Origin of the sequence: Specibacter sp. NPDC078709 (assembly GCF_040686795.1) — a bacterium.
Taxonomy (GTDB): domain Bacteria; phylum Actinomycetota; class Actinomycetes; order Actinomycetales; family Micrococcaceae; genus Specibacter.
The window spans coordinates 47,182-64,644 of sequence record NZ_JBFBLU010000010.1; the positions used below are offsets into that span (position 1 = coordinate 47,182).

The following is a 17,463-nucleotide window of genomic DNA, read 5'->3' on the forward strand; positions in this document are numbered from 1 at the left end:
GTGGGGTAGCTCAGTGACTAGTCACTGTGCTACCCCACGAACGCCGTCTTTTTTGATCTCTGAACCTCCGCAGTGGACCTCCTCTGGGCTCGCTTATGAGTCGCCGCTGTCGCGGCTGCCGCTGAGTGGCCAAACAGCTTAACGAGCCAGTTGCCTTCGCCACATTTGCCCGGGCGGCGCAGTCTCCACTTCCATCCACGCAAGCACTCCCTTTTCCTCCACAGGAGCCCAGAGTGCCCTCTCGAGCCCCAGAAACACGCCAAAATGCCGTGCTGTGGTGCCTGGGTGCCCCCACTCGGCGACATTGTTGATTTTTCCCTCCACGGCGTGAGGCTCCGGAAGATCCTTGCAATGGTGCGGAATTTGGTGGCGACACGGAGATGAAATCTAGGAAAATGAAGTTGACGGTGGAGGATTGTGGAGTAATGTGGAGCACGTAAGAGGGGAATGGGGCTAAGTTAGTCAAAAGCTCTCAACAATGAAGGCGGTGACGGGTTGTTTCTCGGAACACACTCACCGCGCCTTGATGAGAAGGGACGGATCATCCTTCCCGCAAAATTCCGGGAGGAATTATCCAGCGGACTGGTCCTGACCAAGGGGCAGGAAAACTGCATCTATGTATTTAGTGCTCGTGAATTTGAAAAAGTGCTGACACAGATGCAGGATGCGCCACTGTCCAATATGGCGGCCCGTGACTACATTCGAATCTTTCTATCAGGGGCCTCCGATGAGGTTCCGGATAAGCAAGGACGAGTCACTATTCCAGCTACCTTGCGTTCATACGCAGGGTTGGAAAAAGAACTCGTTGTCATCGGTGCCGGCAGCCGGGCGGAGATCTGGGACGCACAGTCCTGGAACGACTACTTGGCCGCCAAGGAAACAGCCTTCTCGGCTACAGACGAGTTGGGTATTCCCGGCATCAGCTAGCACCAGTAATACCGCAGCAACGGTGGTCTTGAATGAGATCTCCAGCCGCCCAGCAAGACCGTCAAACCTGGCTCACCTTCCCCGGAGCCAGGCGGGACGGGGCTTGGCGCGGAGGGGGATCTGGTTTAAGACCGTCTAGGTCTTGGGTCGGCACCGTGCAACGACGCACAGGTGTTGGCTAAACCAGAGCTACACCAGCAGTGACATGTTTGAATCGCCAGTTTGCAACGCCAGGGGGAACAACAGTTCTCCGCCGGTTATGACCGAAAAAGAAACGGAGTCGTGATGACGTCGGAAACCCCCACGCCACCTACGTCCGAACGTCACACTCCTGTACTAAAAGATCGTTGCATCAACCTCCTAGCCCCGGCCTTCGAAGTAGCCCGGGCCGCAGGGCGCACCCCCGTGGTCATTGATGCCACCTTGGGCATGGGCGGCCACAGTGAAGCAATGTTGCAGCGCTACCCAGATTTGCATCTGATTGGCATCGACCGTGACACCGAAGCACTGGGTTTGGCCGGGGAACGGCTGGCCCCCTTCCAGGGCCGAACCGATCTGGTCCATGCCGTCTATGACCAAATCAGCGAGGTGCTAGAAGATTTGGGAGTACCCAGCATTGACGGGATCTTGATGGATCTTGGCGTCTCATCCCTGCAACTCGACGAACGGGACCGCGGGTTCGCCTACTCCTTCGATGCTCCCTTGGATATGCGCATGGACACAAGCCGCGGCCAGACCGCAGCCGATGTCCTGAACAGCTACTCCGAGGAAGAGCTGGTACGTATCATCCGCAAGTGGGGCGAAGAGAAATTCGCCGGGCGCATTGCCAATCACATCGTCGCCGCTCGTGACAAGGCACCTCTGACCCGAACCGGGGAACTGGTGGATATCATTCGCAACGTGGTTCCCTCTGGAGCGGCCAAGACTGGCGGGCATCCCGCCAAGCGCACCTTCCAGGCGTTACGTATTGAAGTCAACGAGGAACTCAGCGTTTTGGAAAAAGCCATTCCTGCTGCTGTCGACGCGCTTGCCCTCCATGGCCGGGCCGTGGTCATGTCCTACCACTCGCTGGAAGACAAGATCGTCAAGGCTGTCTTTGCTGCCGGTTCACGTTCCTCGGCCCCCGCAGGATTCCCGGTGGAACTTGAAGAGCACAAAGCCACCTTGAAGCGCCTCACAAAGGGCACAGAAATACCAACTGAGCAGGAAATTGCAGAGAATCCGCGGGCTGCATCAGCACGCTTGCGGGCCGTGGAAAAGATCAGAGTCAGGAGTGCCGCATGAGCCCGAGCGCATCACGGACCATCCCTGTCACACTGGGCAGTACCGCCCGTGTGCTGACTGGGCCTTTGCCCGCGCCGCCTCCGGCACCCAAAGTCAAGAAGTCACGGGCATCATTGTCGCTGGTGGTTTCAACGCCGCGACGTGGACGCTCACCGTTGGCCGTCACCTTGGCGCTGATGATTATGGCCGCCATGGCAGTCGTTTTGGTCATGAGCATTTCCGTCTCCAAGGGCCAGTATGAGTTGGTGGGCCTGAAGAATCAGCAGTCAGAGCTGATCAAGGCAAACCAGACCATGGAGCAGGAAATCGCTGCGCATCAGGCGCCTCAGGAGCTGGCAGCACGAGCCGCAGCCCTGGGCATGGTCCCGGCAGGTACAACGGGACAGATTGATGTTCGCACCAAGGCCGTGAGTGGTTCGCCGCTCCCGGCCACAGCTGATACCAAGGGATTGGTAAATATTGCGCCCGCGGTCATCGACAAGCCTCGGTCCCAGCCCGCGTCGGAGGTTCCGTTGAGCCCCGCAGCCGAAGTTAGCGCAGCCAAGGACCAGGCTGGCGCGGCCTCAGATAAGACCGCGGATCAGGCTAAAGAGGCGGCAACTGTCCCGCCGGTGGTAGTTGCCCCGGACCTTAATGGCGGCACGATTCCAGCCCCGGCACAAAAGGACAGCTAACTTTTCTATGATGGACTGAGTGCTTCACGATTTTGCGAAGCAAGGAATGCAAGGGATTCAAGCAGTGGCAGAAAACTCAAGTCCAGACGTACACGGTGCAACTGCACAGCAACTGAATAAGATCGGTCGTGTGCGTCTCCGCTGGGGATTCATTGCCATGATGGCCATTCTGCTCATCATTGGCGGCAGACTTGTCCTGGTCCAAGGCCTAGATGTTGGAAATATGGCCGAGGCTGCTGAGAATCAGCGCAAGGTGGAGCAAGTTTTGCCGGCTGTCCGCGGGAAAATTGTGGACGCCAAAGGTAAAGTTCTGGCCGAAAGCATCATTCGCTACAACATCACCGTCTCGCAGATTAACTTTGCCGAATACCCCGAGTACGACCGTCTGGTCCTCGATCCAAAAACCGGCGAAACCGTGATCGATCCAGCCACTGGGAAGTGGAAAGTGGAGACGTTCACCTCCGATGAAGGCATCGCGCAATTGGCCAAAGTGTTGGATCTACCCTTCGAAGACGTCAAAAAGAGCGTGACCGGCGATAAGGTCCACAACTACGTCGCCATGGATGTCAGCCCCCTCGTGGAGAAGGAAGTTGCGGAACTGCGCGTTCCGGGCATCTACTCCGAATCCGTTACCAAACGTGTCTACCCCATGGGAGCCGTGGGTGGACCGATCGTTGGATTCCTGGACAGTGACGGTAAGGCTCTGGCAGGTATTGAACAGACCATGGACGCCAAGCTGACTGGAACCAACGGCACCCGCACGTACCAAGCCGGGAAGAATGGCATCATCATTCCCACAGCCCCCGTACGCACCGTGCCAGCTGTTGATGGGCAAACAGTGACGCTCACCATTGACCAAGACATCCAGTTTTATGCACAGCAGGCTGCTCAGCAGCAAAAGGAACAGTACAGCGCCCAGTGGGCCAGCATCACCGTCGTTGAGGCCAAGACCGGAAAAGTTGTGGCTATCGCCGACAGTGACTCTTACGATCCCAATAATGTGGCGGCCTCTGACACGGCCAACATTGGTTCTCGAAGCGTCAGCTCGGTGGTGGAACCCGGCTCTACGAGCAAGATCATGACCGCAGCGGCCCTCGTAGAAGAAGGCTTGGCCACGCCCATGAGCGAGTTCTTGGTCCCGCCAACTTTGACAGTAGACGGACAGACCTTCTCCGACTCGTTCACGCACGGAACAGAAAAGCGCACTCTCTCAGGCATCATCACCGATTCGATGAATACCGGAACCGTCATGGCCGGTTCGCGGCTGAGTCTGCAGCAGCGGTATGACTACATGCGCAAATTCGGTGTGGGGGAGAAGACAGGCATTGCACTGCCGGGTGAGAGCCCTGGCATCTTGGCGGATTGGCAGAACTGGGACGGCCGTCAGCGGTACACCGTCCTGTTCGGCCAGGGTGTTGCCCAAACTCCGCTCCAAACCACCATGGTTTTCCAGACCATCGCCAACAACGGCGTCCGGCTCAAGCCCGCCATCATCGACTCCTTCACGCACGCGGATGGAACCGTCGAAACCGTGCCTCAGGCTGACGGTGTTAAGGTCATCAGCCCGGAAACGGCCAAGGATGCCCGCAACATGCTCGAAGGTGTTGTCACCATGACCGACTACAAGGTTGTTGACATCCCCGGTTACCGCACCGGCGGCAAGACCGGCACGGCCGAGGCTCCGGCGGACAACGGTGTGGGCTTTGACGGCTACACCACCTCCTTTATTGGCATGGCACCCATGGATGATCCCCGCTATGTGGTGGGCATAACTGTCCAACGGCCGCAGGGCAACGTCTATGGAGTCACTCAGGGGTATACGTTTAATCAGGTGATGGGCCAGGTGCTTCGTAGCAACGATGTTCCGCCGTCAACAACCCCGCCCGTCAAACTCCCCAAGTTCTACAAGTAATGGCGGAGAAAGAACATGCCACCACCGATCGTGGAGCAGAAAAGGATTCCCTACAAGTGCCTGTGAACACCCCCGCCAGCACCGTGCGGCCCAGCCACCACAGCGGTGCCACCTTGGCAGAGCTGGCCACTCTGGCGGGCATCAACCCGGATGCTTGGTCAAGCGCTCAGAAAGCCCATGCGAGTCTGCGGATCACCGGGGTGAGCCTGGATTCACGAGCCATCCACCCAGGCGATTTGTACCTAGCCCTGCCCGGTGCACGCAGTCACGGGGCCTCCTTTGCCGCAGCGGCCATTGCCTCCGGTGCCGTCGCCATCATGACGGACGACGCCGGCACCCTCCTCATGGGGGAATCACCCGCTGTGCCTGTTCTGACGTTGGCAGACGCGCGCGTCGTGGCTGGAAAACTCGCCGCACGCGTGTACGGCACCGCTGGTGCTTCAGCTTCCACACACCATCTGGATTTATTCGGCCTGACAGGCACCAACGGCAAGACCACCACAACATATTTTCTGAACTCGCTGCTACAGGCACTGGGGCACGGCACCGGCCTGATCGGAACAATTGAAATCTTGGCCGGTGAGGAAGCAATTCCCAGCAAACTGACCACGCCCGAATCCACAGATGTTCACGCCCTTCTGGCACTGATGGCCGAAAAAGGCCTCAGCGCCGCCTCCATGGAAGTTTCTTCACATGCTCTGGCGTTTGGCCGCGTGGATGGTGTGGTCTTTGATGTTGCCGGATTCACCAACCTCACCCAGGACCACCTGGACCTCCATGGCGGCATGGAGGGCTACTTTGACACCAAAGCAGCCCTATTTACTCCCGAGCATGCTCGCCACGCTGTCATCACCGTTGATGATCACTGGGGCCAGCGCATGGCTGCGGCCTCCACCCTCCCCACTGTCACCCTAGCCACGAACCTGGACGTCACATCTGCAGCAGACTGGCAAGTCCGGGATGTTCGTCGAGATGGTGTTGGTTCCCGCTTCACGCTCGTTGGCCCCGATGGCGCAGTTCTGGATGTTCACACCGGCCTGCCCGGCGGCTTCAACGTTTCCAACGCGGCGCTGGCGTTGCTCATGGTCACCACACAGCTGCTTGCGAAGCCCGCAGACGACGGTTCCGGCGTCGAAGGTTCACAGCGTCTGCAGGGGACTGGGGATAGCAGTAGCGCCCAGGACCATGCGGTGCTGAGGCGCCTGCAGGAAGTGCTGGACAGTCATGACCCCTTCACGGTGGAGGTGCCGGGCCGGATGCAGTTGATCGGCACGGCTCCTGTTGCCGTGGTGGATTTCGCCCACAACCCCGATGCGCTGGCCCGTGCCTTGGACGCCGTCCGGCCAGACACGCCGGGTGCGCGCGTCATTGCCGTGTTTGGTGCCACGGGGGAGCGTGATGTCACCAAGCGCCCCATCATGGGCGCCGTGGTTGCCCAGGGTGCTGACGTGGTGATCATTACCGATGACGACCCCCATGACGAGGACCCGGCGGCTATCCGGGCCGGTGTTCTAGCCGGAGCCTATGAAGCCCAGCAAAGTGGCGGTCTTCAGCGCGTCATTGAGGAGATCGGCCCGCGTGCCGAAGCCATCGCCCGAGCCGTGGAAATAGCGCGGGCCCAAGACGTTATTCTGGTCGCCGGACGCGGCCATGAAGTTTATCAAGAGGTCAAAGGGGTCAATATTTCCCTCGATGATCGGGTTGAATTGCGTGCCGCTCTCGTGGCCCACGGATTCCCCCTTACCGGAGCAAGCAAGATAGAGTCGCCAACTAATGATTGAAATTACAGCAGCCCACATCGCCGAGCTCACCCAGGGCACCCTGACACCGGGCACCGACCCGGATCTGCTCATTGATGTCGCCGCCATCGTCACCGATTCGCGTGATGCTGTGGCTGGGAGCGTGTACGTGGCCAAGGCCGGGGAAGCGGCCGACGGTCATAACTTCATCACAGCAGCCTTCGCTTCCGGCGCCGTGTTGGCTCTTGCCGAGCGGGAAACCGCGGACGACGCCGGAGCTCCCTTTCCAGCTGTCATCGTCGCCGACTCCGTGCTCGCCATGGGATCGATCGCGGCCGAGGTGGTGCGAGAGATCCGCGCCCATTCTCCGCTGAGTGTGATTGGGATCACCGGTTCCGCCGGCAAGACCACCACTAAGGATCTTTTGGCGGGCATTTTGTCTGCGCTGGGTCCCACCGTGGCCCCCGTGGGCTCCTATAACGGTGAAGTGGGTGTGCCCCTGACCGTTTTCCGTGCAGATGAGAACACCCGCTATTTGATCATTGAAATGGGCGCCACGAAGATGGGCCAGATCAAGTACCTCGGTGAGATGGTGCGCCCCGATCTGGGCGTGGTGTTGGGGGTGGGAAGTGCCCATGCGGGCGAGTTTGGCTCCATCGACAACATTGCTGTCGCTAAAGGCGAACTCGTCGAAGCGTTGTCAGCTACTGGCTGTGCGTTGCTCAACTTTGACGACAGCCGGGTTCGGGCCATGGCTGCGCGTTCCGGCGCCCCGGTGCGTTTCTTTAGCAGTGCTGACGCCAACGTTGCCCAAGAGCAGCAGATGGTGCTGGCCCGCACAGTGCGCACGAATGCCGACGGTCAACCCGAATTCGACCTTATTTTCCCCGGCCATAGCGAGCCTCTGCACGTGAGCAGCAAGCTTCTAGGGCTGCATCATGTGACGAACCTGCTCGCAGCCGCCTCCGCAGCTTACGCAGCCGGAGCCACACCGGAAACGATTGTCGCCTCGCTCAATGAGCAGCGCGCAGCCAGCCGCTACCGGATGGAACGCACCGACCGCAGCGATGGCGTGACCGTCATCAATGACGCCTACAACGCCAATCCGGAGTCCATGAGGGCAGCGTTGCGCACGTTGGCAGAGCTTGGCGGCAGCGGGGCCCGGCGCACCTGGGCCGTGTTGGGGGAGATGCTCGAACTCGGCGAGGAGTCGGTCCTAGAACACGATGCCGTGGGCCGTGTCGCCGTACGGCTGAACATTTCCCGACTGCTCGTGGTAGGCCAGGGCGCCCGTGCCATGCATGTCGGCGCTGTTATGGAGGGCTCGTGGGGAGATGAATCCATGTTCTTCGCCGATGCGGACGCCGCTGCCGCCGTTTTGGAAGCAGAGTTGGCTCCCGGGGACATTGTTTTATTCAAGTCTTCCAATGGCGCAGGGCTGCGGTTCCTAGGTGATCGGATAGCATTACCCACGGGGATTAGCCCCACACAAGCACGTGAGAACACAACAGGCGAAAGGACTGCCCAGCCATGATTGCATTGCTCATTGGAGCTGGTTTGGCTTTGGCCTTTGCCATGATCGGTACACCCCTGTTCATCAGGTTCCTGGTCAAACAGGGTTATGGCCAGATCATTCGAGAAGACGGGCCCACCACCCACCAGATCAAGCGCGGGACGCCCACCATGGGCGGCACCGTGGTGATCGGCTCCGTGGTGGCCGCCTACTTCATCACCCACTTGATCGTGTGGTTGGTCAACAATAATTCCACCGGCCCCACAGCCTCCGGGCTCCTCATGATCTATTTGATGGTGGGCATGGGACTGGTCGGATTCCTCGATGATTTCCTGAAGATCACCAAGCAACACAACACCGGCTTGAACCCCAAGGGGAAACTGCTGGGCCAGGCTGTTGTGGGTATTTCCTTCGCCGTTATGGCCTTGGGTTTCCCGGATAACGATGGCCTTACCCCGGCCAGTACGTTCATTTCCTTTGCTCGCGATATCCCCTCCTTGAACCTCGCCTTTGCCGGTGCGGGCCTGGGCGTGGTGCTGTTTGTGATCTGGTCCAACCTGATCATCACCGCAGCCACCAACGGCGTGAACTTGACCGATGGTTTGGACGGGCTGGCCACAGGTGCCGCCATTCTTGTCTTCGGCGCGTACACCCTCATGGGCTTGTGGCAGAGCAGCCAAGGCTGTGGCTCCCACAAGGTGCCCTCCGAGACCGTCTGCTACCAAGTCCGCGACCCGTTGGATCTGTCCCTGATCTCGGTCATCATGTTTGCCGCCCTGATCGGTTTCTTGTGGTGGAACACCTCCCCGGCCAAGATCTTCATGGGCGACACCGGATCCCTCGCCATCGGCGGCGCCATTGCCGGCTTCGCCATCCTCTCCCGCACGCAACTGCTGCTGCCCATCATTGGTGGCCTGTTCGTGCTCATCTCCGCTTCCGTCATCATCCAGGTTGGCTTCTTCAAGCTATCCAAGGGCAAGCGTGTCTTCCTCATGGCACCGTTGCAGCACCACTTCGAGCTCAAGGGCTGGAAGGAAGTCACCGTGGTTGTCCGGTTCTGGATCCTGGCAGGACTCATGGTCGCCGTGGGACTGGGAGCTTTTTACGCTGAATGGATTGTTCGACTGTGAGTGCATTGCAAAACCGACTTGATTCACTGACCAGCTGGGACGCCGACTGGGCAGGGTTGCGCGTGGTTGTCACCGGTATCAGCAAGACCGGCTTCTCCGTGGCAGACACCTTGGCTGAGCTCGGTGCCCAGGTGGTGGTCGTCGCCGCCTCGGACGACGACGACGCCCGGGCCAACGCCGACACCCTCAAGATCGTGGGGGTCACCCAGGTGATCTTGGGTGAAGACAGTTCCACCGTGTTGCCGCAGGTCAACGGTGAGCCCGCCGAACTAGTGGTCACCAGCCCCGGATACAAGCCATCTCACCCCCTGTTGGCTGCCGCGGCAGACGCGGGCATCCCCATCTGGGGGGATGTTGAACTGGCCTGGCGTGTGCGCCAGCGCGAGGGCAGGAAGACCGCCCGCTGGATCACCATCACCGGTACCAACGGCAAAACCACCACCACCACCATGGTGGAATCCATGCTGCAGGCGGCAGGTCTGCGCGCCATTGCCGCCGGAAACATTGGCACCCCCATTCTGGATGCCGTCCGTGATCCTGAGGGCTGGGATTTTCTGGCCGTGGAGCTCTCCACCTTCCAACTCCACTGGACCGAATCGCTGGCACCTGCCGCCAGCGTCTGCCTGAACCTGGCCGAAGATCACGTTGACTGGCACGGCAGCTTTGCAGCCTATGCCGCCGACAAAGCAAAAATCTATGCCAATACCGAAGTTGCGTGCGTCTACAACGCCGAGCAAATTGAGACCGAGCGCATGGTCCAAGAAGCCGATGTGCAAGAGGGTTGCCGCGCTGTAGGATTCACCACCGGCATCCCGGCCATCAGCATGGTCGGTGTTGTAGAAGGCCTGCTTGTGGACAGGGCTTTCATTGCAGAACGTAAGGATTCGGCAGCCGAGCTGGCAAAGGTTAGTGACATTGGCGAGCTGGTGCCCCGGCATCTTGTCGCCAACGCGGCGGCTGCTGCAGCACTTGTGCGGGCCTGCGGTCTGACCCCTGATGACGTTCGCAAAGGTCTGGTGAACTACCAGAACGGTGACCACCGAATCCAGGCCGTTGCCAACGCCGAGGGTGTCCTCTGGGTCAACGATTCAAAGGCCACCAACCCACATGCTGCATCGGCGTCACTGGCTGCGTTCAAACCGGTCATCTGGATTGCCGGCGGTTTGTCCAAGGGCGTTGACTATGACGAACTGGTCCGCAACCACGCAGCACGGCTCAAGGCAGTGGTGCTGATTGGGGCCGACAGTTCAGATTTGGCCAGCTCCTTGGAGCGGCTGGCTCCGGGAGTGCAGGTCATTGCCACGCGTGCCAGCGGTGGCAGGCGTTCCAGCAGCTCCGAGCTGCGAGGGGATGCCGTCATGGCCGAAGCTGTGGCCGTAGCCTCATCATTGGCAACTGACGGCGACACGGTGCTGATGGCGCCGGCCTCAGCATCCATGGATCAGTTCACCTCGTACGCCCACCGAGGAAATGCCTTCATTGAATCTGTTCGGGAGCTGCTGGAATCACGGGCAAGCGCCAACAAGGAGTCATAGTGGCCAAAACGCCCGCACAGCCAAAGACCTCCGCCAAAGGCGTGCCCACCGCGGCCACCAAGAATGTGACGAAAGCTAAAGCCGGTGCGGCGCCGTTGACCGCTCCGGCTACGGGCGGCAAGGACAAAAGATTCCAACGATTCCGGGATGCCTTCAACGCTCGGGTCGGCCGCCCCACTTCGGGTTACTACTGGATCGTGGGCACCGCACTGGCGTTGACCCTGATTGGGCGCATGACTGTCCTGTCGGCATCCACGGCAGAAACCATCTCCAAGGGCCAGGACCCCTATGATCTGTTTCTGAAGGAATCCGCTTTTGCCTTGCTCGGGCTGGTCCTGATGTTCGTCTTATCGTGCGTGCCACCGACCATGTGGAAGAAAATTGCGCCGATTCTGCTCGGCATCGCGATCCTCCTGCTGGCTCTGGTCTTTACGCCCCTGGGTGTTAGCGCCGGCGGAAACATGAACTGGTTGGGGATTGGTGGCATCCAGTTTCAGCCCTCGGAAGCTGCCAAACTGGCCCTAGCCATCTGGATGGGTGCAGTCATCGCCGCCAAGGGGACGCTGATTCGACGGGTCATGCATATTCTGATCCCGATGGGAATTGGTGCCGGCCTGATCCTGTTGCTGGTCATGCTGGGCCACGATCTAGGAACCGCAATCATCATTGGCCTCATGGTCCTGATGGGTCTCTGGTTTGGCGGGGTGCCCAAGCGTTACCTGGCACTAGCCGTCGTGGCGGCCGGCATCGTTGCCGTGCTTGCCAACATCTCCGACACGAATAGGACCGGCCGTTTTGCCGCCTGGCTTGGTGACTGCAGTGTGGAAGGTGCCTGCGATCAGTACATCAATGGTGCTTACGCCCTCGCCTCCGGAGGATGGTTTGGTGTTGGTCTGGGACAGAGCCGGCAAAAATGGAACTGGATTCCTGAGGCCCACAACGACTTCATCTTCGCCATCATCGGCGAGGAGTTCGGTCTCCTAGGCACCCTCGTCATTGTTGGGCTGTACGTGATCCTCGCCTTCTCGATCTTCCGGGTCATCAACTCCCGCAATGATCCTTTCGCCCGTGTTGTGTGCGGCATGATCATGACGTGGATCATCGGCCAAGCAGTGGTCAATATCGCCGTAGTGGTGGGCCTGCTTCCCGTGATTGGTGTGCCACTGCCGCTGATCTCCTATGGTGGAACAGCTCTGATCATGGTGCTGGCCGCCGTCGGAGTTGTCCTTTCCTTTTCCCGCACAGAGCCAGAAAGTAGTTTGAAGACTTCATGACACAGATCCACCCAACCCCCTTGTCAGTGGTTCTGGCCGGAGGAGGCTCGGCAGGGCATGTCAGCCCGTTACTGGCCATTGCGGCGGCCATCCGCGAGTTCTCTCCGGACAGCACCATTTTGGCCGTTGGAACCAGCTCGGGTCTGGAAGCCACCCTGGTGCCGGCGGCTGGTTTTGAGCTGACGTTCGTACAACGCATCCCGCTGCCACGGAAACCTTCCATGGATTTGGTGAAGCTGCCAGTGCGCATGGTGCGTGCCATTGGCGATGCCAAAAAGATTCTCCGAGAGGCCCAAGCAGATGTTTTGGTGGGTGTGGGCGGCTATGTGTGCACGCCCATGTACTTGGCGGCAAAATCGCTCGGTGTTCCCATCGTGATCCACGAGGCCAACACCACAGCTGGTCTGGCCAACAAAGTCGGGGCACGCTACACCACCAACGTGGGGACCGCTTTCGCAGCGACAGCCATCCGGCACGCTCATCTTGTGGGCATGCCCATGCGCAAGGAAATTGCTACCTTGCAACGGGGTTCCGCCCAGGCCGGGGCCCGGGAACGCCTCGGACTAGAGGAGCACAAACCCACGTTGATCGTCACCGGCGGTTCGCTGGGCGCATTGCGACTGAACCAAGGCATTGCCGGTTCCGTCCAGGCACTGGCCGACGCCGGTATCCAGACCCTGCACATCACGGGCAAGGGAAAAACAGTGCTTGATGCCAACGGCGAGCCGCTGGCTGCGCCGGGCTACCGTCAGGTGGAATACGTGGACCGGATGGAAGACGTGTACGCGGCGGCAGATCTACTGTTGTGCCGCTCAGGTGCCGGAACAGTGTCGGAGGTGGCCGCCGTCGGACTTGCTGCGGTATTTGTGCCCCTGCCCATCGGCAACGGGGAACAGGCGCGCAACGCGGCCGGACTCGTTGACGCTGGCGCGGCATTACTGGTGCCGGACGCTGAACTGGATGCGGCCTGGATTCGCTCGGAGTTGATACCGCTGTGCCTGGATACGCCCAGATTAGAACGCATGGGTGCCAGCGCCGCCGGACTGGGCATTCGTGACGCGGCCGAGAGTATGGCTGCTATGGTGTTCGCCGCGAGCGGGAAGTAGACGGAAATGACGGATAAGGGTAGCCCAACGATGTACACACCACCCACACTTGCCGAACTGGGACGGGTCCATTTTATTGGGATGGGCGGGGCCGGAATGTCGGCGATCGCCCGGATCATGCTGGGCCAGGGCCTCACTGTCAGTGGTTCTGACGCCAAGGACTCTGCCGGACTGAGAGCATTGGCCACCTTAGGCGCCATCGTGCACGTGGGCCAGGCTGGTGAGCACATCGCTGCTGTGGACACCGTGGTGATCTCCACCGCCATCCGCGAGGACAACCCCGAACTGCTCGCGGCACGCGCGGCCGGACTGCGCATTTTGCACCGCTCACAGGCGCTGGCCGCTGCCATGGCTGAAGATGTGGTGGTTGCAGTCGCCGGCACCCACGGGAAGACCACCACGACCTCGATGATCACCGTCATGTTGCGCGGTGCCGGAGTGGACGCCTCCTTCGCTGTGGGCGGCACAGTCCAGGGCTTGGGCGTCAACGCGGCCCATGGCACCGCAGGGGTGTTCGTGGCCGAAGCCGACGAATCCGATGCTTCCTTCCTCAACTACCGGCCGAACATCGCCGTGGTCACCAACCTTGAAGCCGACCATCTGGACCACTATGGCACCGCCGAAAATGTCTACGCCGCCTTTGGACAGTTTGTAGAACTGCTCCCGCCCGGTGGCACCTTGGTGGCCTGCGCGGACGACGTCGGATCGGCCGTCTTGGCTGCCCAGGCCAAGGCGTCAGGAACACGCACCATCAGCTACGGCTTTGCTAAAGACGCTGATGTGAGGCTGATTCCCGGACACCACGACGGCTTGTTCACCACCGCGACCGTGCAGCTGCAAGGCGCCGAGTGGGGCAGTGCCGGTCCTTCCGACGCTGCAGGGGCGGCTCAGTTGGAACTACGGCTACAGGTTCCCGGCGACCATAACCTCAGCAATGCAGCTGCCGCTGTGGCCGTTGCGCTGGTACTGGGCGTTGACGCTAACAGTGCGCTAACTGCCTTGGGCACTTTCGCTGGCGCAGCCCGGCGCTTTGAGGCCAAGGGGGAGGCCCGCGGGGTGGCCGTCTTTGACGACTACGCCCATCACCCCACCGAAGTCCGGGCCGCGTTGCTAGCCGCCCGGACCGTGGCAGGGGCACACAAGGTGCACGTACTGTTCCAGCCGCACCTATTTTCCCGGACCGCAGAATTCGCCACCGAATTTGCACAGGCATTGAATCTGGCAGACACCGTCGCCGTGCTTGATATTTATGCCGCCCGCGAAGATCCTGTTCCCGGGATCACCAGTGAGCTGATCACAGTCGCCTTGAACAAACCCTTCGGGTACGCCCCGGACCCCGCAGCGGCCGTGGCTGCTTTGTGCCGTGCTGCTGTTGCCGGAGACATCATTTTGACCGTGGGCGCAGGAGATGTCACCGAGTTCGGCCCAGTTCTGGTTGCGGCGCTATCTGCTGGCAGCGAGGGCGGCAATGGCTGAACCACGTAAGCCTCGAGTCATCCGCACCCGCATCCCCGCCGCTGCGCAGACCACAGCAGCTACGGGAGCTGCGAAGGCTGCTGACCCGAAGAAATCAGACCCTAAGAAAACAGGGGCGAAGGATCCGGCCCCGAGCGGCGCTGCTGCGAAGACTGCTGCTGTTTCAGGCGTCCCACAGCTTTCTGGGACGGTGCGCGGAACCAGCGAGAAGGTGGCAAAGCTGCCGGTGCCCGTTGAAGTCCCTGACCCCTCTGTAGGCGCAGACCCCTCTGTCGTAACAAACGCGGCGAAGAATCTTCTCCGGGTGCCGCGCCCACGCGCCCGAGTGAAGCCGCGCGCGCCCGAAGCAGCCAAGTCTGGTTCTGCCACTGAAGGATCCGCTGAGGCAGGCTCGGCCAAGCGTGGATCAGGGAAGTCCGCAGCGACCAAGAAAGTTACATCCAAGCCTGCACCAGCCACGTCAGCACCGGCGGCGGATGCTTCCGAAGATGCCGCAGCTGATGGCAACACAGGGGCACAGGTACTGGCTTTTCCCATGCCGAGCTACAAGCGCCGCCGACGCGCCTTCTTGCTTACGGCAGCCGGCGTCTTGGCGGTGCTGGCCTTGGTCATGGGCGTTGCCCTCTACTCCCCGGTTTTGGGGGTGAAGACAGTGGTCTTTGAGGGTAACAAGCTGGTCAGCGAAGACACCTTAGGGCTGGCCTTGGCTCCGATCATCTCCCGCCCCCTGCCGCAGGTGACCGCCGAAGATGTTTCGGCACTTTTGGCACCTGTCGTGCAGATCAAGAGTTCCCGGATCGAAGCTCGGCCGCCGTCCACGTTGGTGGTACACGTCGTGGAACGGGTACCCGTTGCGCTATTGCAGAACGGTGAAACATATTCATTGGTAGACCAAGACGGTGTTGAGCTCGGCACTACCAAGGATGCTGCCGCTGCAGCGCTGCCGCTCATTGATGGCGGCAATGCGGCAATCGGCAAGGACACCTTCCAGGCCATGACTTCGGTGTTGGCGACACTGCCCAAATCCATCTTGACCCAGCTGGCTAACGCAACGGCCAAGTCCCCGGACGCCGTGGAACTGCGTCTGGTTGATGGGCGCAGTGTGGTGTGGGGCAATGCCAGTGACATGGAGCTCAAGGCCACGGTTTTAGAATCGCTGTTGAATGCTCCGACGCCCACGGCGCAGCCGGGCAAGCCAGCTCCCGTGCCGGCTCAAGTGTTCGATGTCAGTGCCCCGCGCCATCCGGTGACGCGGTGATGGTGCGGTGATGTGCCGGTGGTGTTTTGCGCGTGGCGGCCATCGCACGGTGGCAGCTGTACGTAACCGTGTGACTAGCCTTGCAAGTCACCAAGTGGCTGTGCAACCTTCAGAAGCTACACGGAACGACACGGATAGAGGTGTTTGAGACGTTTTTTTGGGGGATTCTGGCGACACGCGGCAGCGGTAATTGCATGCGGCGCAGATGCACCATAGCGTCACAGACAAGAGTTAGTTGACATAACTATAACCTTCAAGTTGAAGGTTAAGCTACCAAAGCTTCAGGCATTGCTTCAAGGTTGCTCCCAGGATTGATGCTGGCAGCTTGCAGGCGCATTGATTTTTTAGGTAGCAAAGGCACGCTTTTTTGATCTTTCAGCAACATACGAACAAGGGACACGTAACGTGGCAGCACCCCAGAATTACTTGGCAGTCATCAAAGTCGTCGGCATCGGCGGCGGCGGCGTAAATGCAGTGAACCGCATGATTGACGTGGGTCTGCGTGGCGTCGAATTCATCGCCATCAACACTGACGCCCAGGCGCTGTTGATGAGTGACGCCGACGTCAAGCTTGATGTGGGACGCGAACTAACCCGCGGTCTCGGCGCAGGCGCCAACCCTGATGTCGGCCGTCAGGCAGCAGAGGACCATCAGGAAGAGATCGAAGAAGTCCTGCGCGGCGCCGACATGGTGTTCGTGACCGCTGGCGAAGGTGGCGGCACGGGAACCGGTGGCGCTCCCGTGGTGGCTCGCATCGCTCGCTCGCTCGGCGCCTTGACCATCGGTGTGGTCACCCGTCCCTTCACCTTCGAAGGCCGCCGCCGCGCCACGAGTGCCGACAACGGCATCGAGGCTCTGCGCGACGAGGTTGACACGCTCATCGTCATCCCGAACGATCGCTTGCTCTCCATCAGCGACCGCAACGTCTCTGTCATGGACGCTTTCCGTTCTGCCGATCAAGTGCTGCTGTCCGGCGTCCAGGGCATTACCGATCTCATCACAACTCCCGGCTTGATCAACCTTGACTTTGCTGACGTCAAGTCAGTCATGCAGGGTGCCGGTTCGGCACTCATGGGTATTGGTTCGGCCCGCGGTGAAGACCGTGCCGTAAAGGCTGCCGAGCTCGCTATTGCGTCCCCGCTGCTGGAAGCCTCGATCGACGGCGCCCACGGCGTCCTGCTGTCCGTCCAGGGTGGTTCAGATCTGGGACTCTTCGAGATCAACGAGGCCGCACGTCTCGTTCAGGAAGTGGCCCACCCCGAAGCCAACATCATCTTCGGTGCTGTCATCGACGATGCGCTAGGTGACGAAGTTCGCGTGACTGTCATTGCTGCCGGTTTTGACGCACCTGACTCTGCCCCGGAAGTTGCCGAGCCTGTTGCCGCTGCTGTTCCGCCAGCTCCGGCGGCCGTGCCCAGCAGCGCATCTGTCACCAATTTGAACCAGTGGGGCCAGCAGTCGGCATCGCACGTTCCTGCCGACGGCGGTTTTGATGTGGAACTGCCAGCCATTGTGGAACCAGATCTCACCGGCCACCGTTCCGATGACCTGGATGTCCCCGACTTCCTCAAGTAAGCGGTTGAGTGCCGGCAGCCATCGCTGCCAGCCTTGAAGAACAACGATGAATGGTCAGGT

13 protein-coding genes are annotated in these 17,463 nt (G+C 60.3%); all 13 read left to right on the forward strand.

Features of this window, described 5'->3' with window-relative positions; translation table 11 throughout:
- Window positions 1–495: 495 nt before the first annotated feature.
- A complete protein-coding gene (gene mraZ, locus AB0P14_RS15965) occupies window positions 496–927 on the forward strand; it encodes a division/cell wall cluster transcriptional repressor MraZ (RefSeq protein ID WP_363844428.1) in 432 nt (143 codons plus the stop codon).
- A 285-nt stretch (window positions 928–1,212) separates the two neighbouring features.
- Window positions 1,213–2,211 (forward strand): 16S rRNA (cytosine(1402)-N(4))-methyltransferase RsmH, encoded by a 999-nt coding sequence (gene rsmH / locus AB0P14_RS15970; protein WP_363844432.1) that lies wholly within the window; start codon window positions 1,213–1,215, stop codon window positions 2,209–2,211.
- A complete protein-coding gene (locus AB0P14_RS15975; RefSeq protein WP_363844435.1) occupies window positions 2,208–2,885 on the forward strand; it encodes a hypothetical protein in 678 nt (225 codons plus the stop codon). Before rsmH ends, AB0P14_RS15975 begins: the two co-directional genes overlap by 4 nt.
- 64 nt (window positions 2,886–2,949) lie before the next feature.
- Window positions 2,950–4,797, forward strand: a complete 1,848-nt coding sequence (locus AB0P14_RS15980) for a penicillin-binding protein 2 (protein ID WP_363844438.1) — start codon at window positions 2,950–2,952, stop codon at window positions 4,795–4,797.
- A gap of 131 nt (window positions 4,798–4,928) precedes the next feature.
- Window positions 4,929–6,578, forward strand: a complete 1,650-nt coding sequence (locus AB0P14_RS15985) for a UDP-N-acetylmuramoyl-L-alanyl-D-glutamate--2,6-diaminopimelate ligase (protein WP_363844538.1) — start codon at window positions 4,929–4,931, stop codon at window positions 6,576–6,578.
- Complete coding sequence (gene murF, locus AB0P14_RS15990; protein WP_363844441.1) at window positions 6,571–8,070, forward strand: UDP-N-acetylmuramoyl-tripeptide--D-alanyl-D-alanine ligase; 1,500 nt, start codon at window positions 6,571–6,573, stop codon at window positions 8,068–8,070. Before AB0P14_RS15985 ends, murF begins: the two co-directional genes overlap by 8 nt.
- Window positions 8,067–9,179, forward strand: a complete 1,113-nt coding sequence (mraY, locus tag AB0P14_RS15995) for a phospho-N-acetylmuramoyl-pentapeptide-transferase (protein ID WP_363844444.1) — start codon at window positions 8,067–8,069, stop codon at window positions 9,177–9,179. Before murF ends, mraY begins: the two co-directional genes overlap by 4 nt.
- Window positions 9,161–10,714: a UDP-N-acetylmuramoyl-L-alanine--D-glutamate ligase gene (gene murD, locus AB0P14_RS16000; protein ID WP_363844447.1), complete on the forward strand. Its 1,554-nt coding sequence runs from the start codon at window positions 9,161–9,163 to the stop codon at window positions 10,712–10,714. Before mraY ends, murD begins: the two co-directional genes overlap by 19 nt.
- Window positions 10,714–11,988, forward strand: coding sequence for a putative lipid II flippase FtsW (gene ftsW / locus AB0P14_RS16005; protein WP_363844450.1), 1,275 nt, complete (start codon window positions 10,714–10,716; stop codon window positions 11,986–11,988). The genes murD and ftsW overlap by 1 nt, the downstream gene beginning before the upstream one ends.
- Window positions 11,985–13,094: an undecaprenyldiphospho-muramoylpentapeptide beta-N-acetylglucosaminyltransferase gene (gene murG / locus AB0P14_RS16010; protein WP_363844453.1), complete on the forward strand. Its 1,110-nt coding sequence runs from the start codon at window positions 11,985–11,987 to the stop codon at window positions 13,092–13,094. Before ftsW ends, murG begins: the two co-directional genes overlap by 4 nt.
- A gap of 30 nt (window positions 13,095–13,124) precedes the next feature.
- Window positions 13,125–14,570 (forward strand): UDP-N-acetylmuramate--L-alanine ligase, encoded by a 1,446-nt coding sequence (murC, locus tag AB0P14_RS16015; RefSeq protein WP_363844456.1) that lies wholly within the window; start codon window positions 13,125–13,127, stop codon window positions 14,568–14,570.
- On the forward strand, window positions 14,563–15,828 hold the full coding sequence (locus AB0P14_RS16020; RefSeq protein ID WP_363844459.1) for a cell division protein FtsQ/DivIB: 1,266 nt from the start codon (window positions 14,563–14,565) through the stop codon (window positions 15,826–15,828). The genes murC and AB0P14_RS16020 overlap by 8 nt, the downstream gene beginning before the upstream one ends.
- A gap of 405 nt (window positions 15,829–16,233) precedes the next feature.
- Window positions 16,234–17,403, forward strand: a complete 1,170-nt coding sequence (gene ftsZ / locus AB0P14_RS16025; RefSeq protein WP_363844462.1) for a cell division protein FtsZ — start codon at window positions 16,234–16,236, stop codon at window positions 17,401–17,403.
- The last annotated feature ends 60 nt before the right edge of the window (window positions 17,404–17,463 follow it).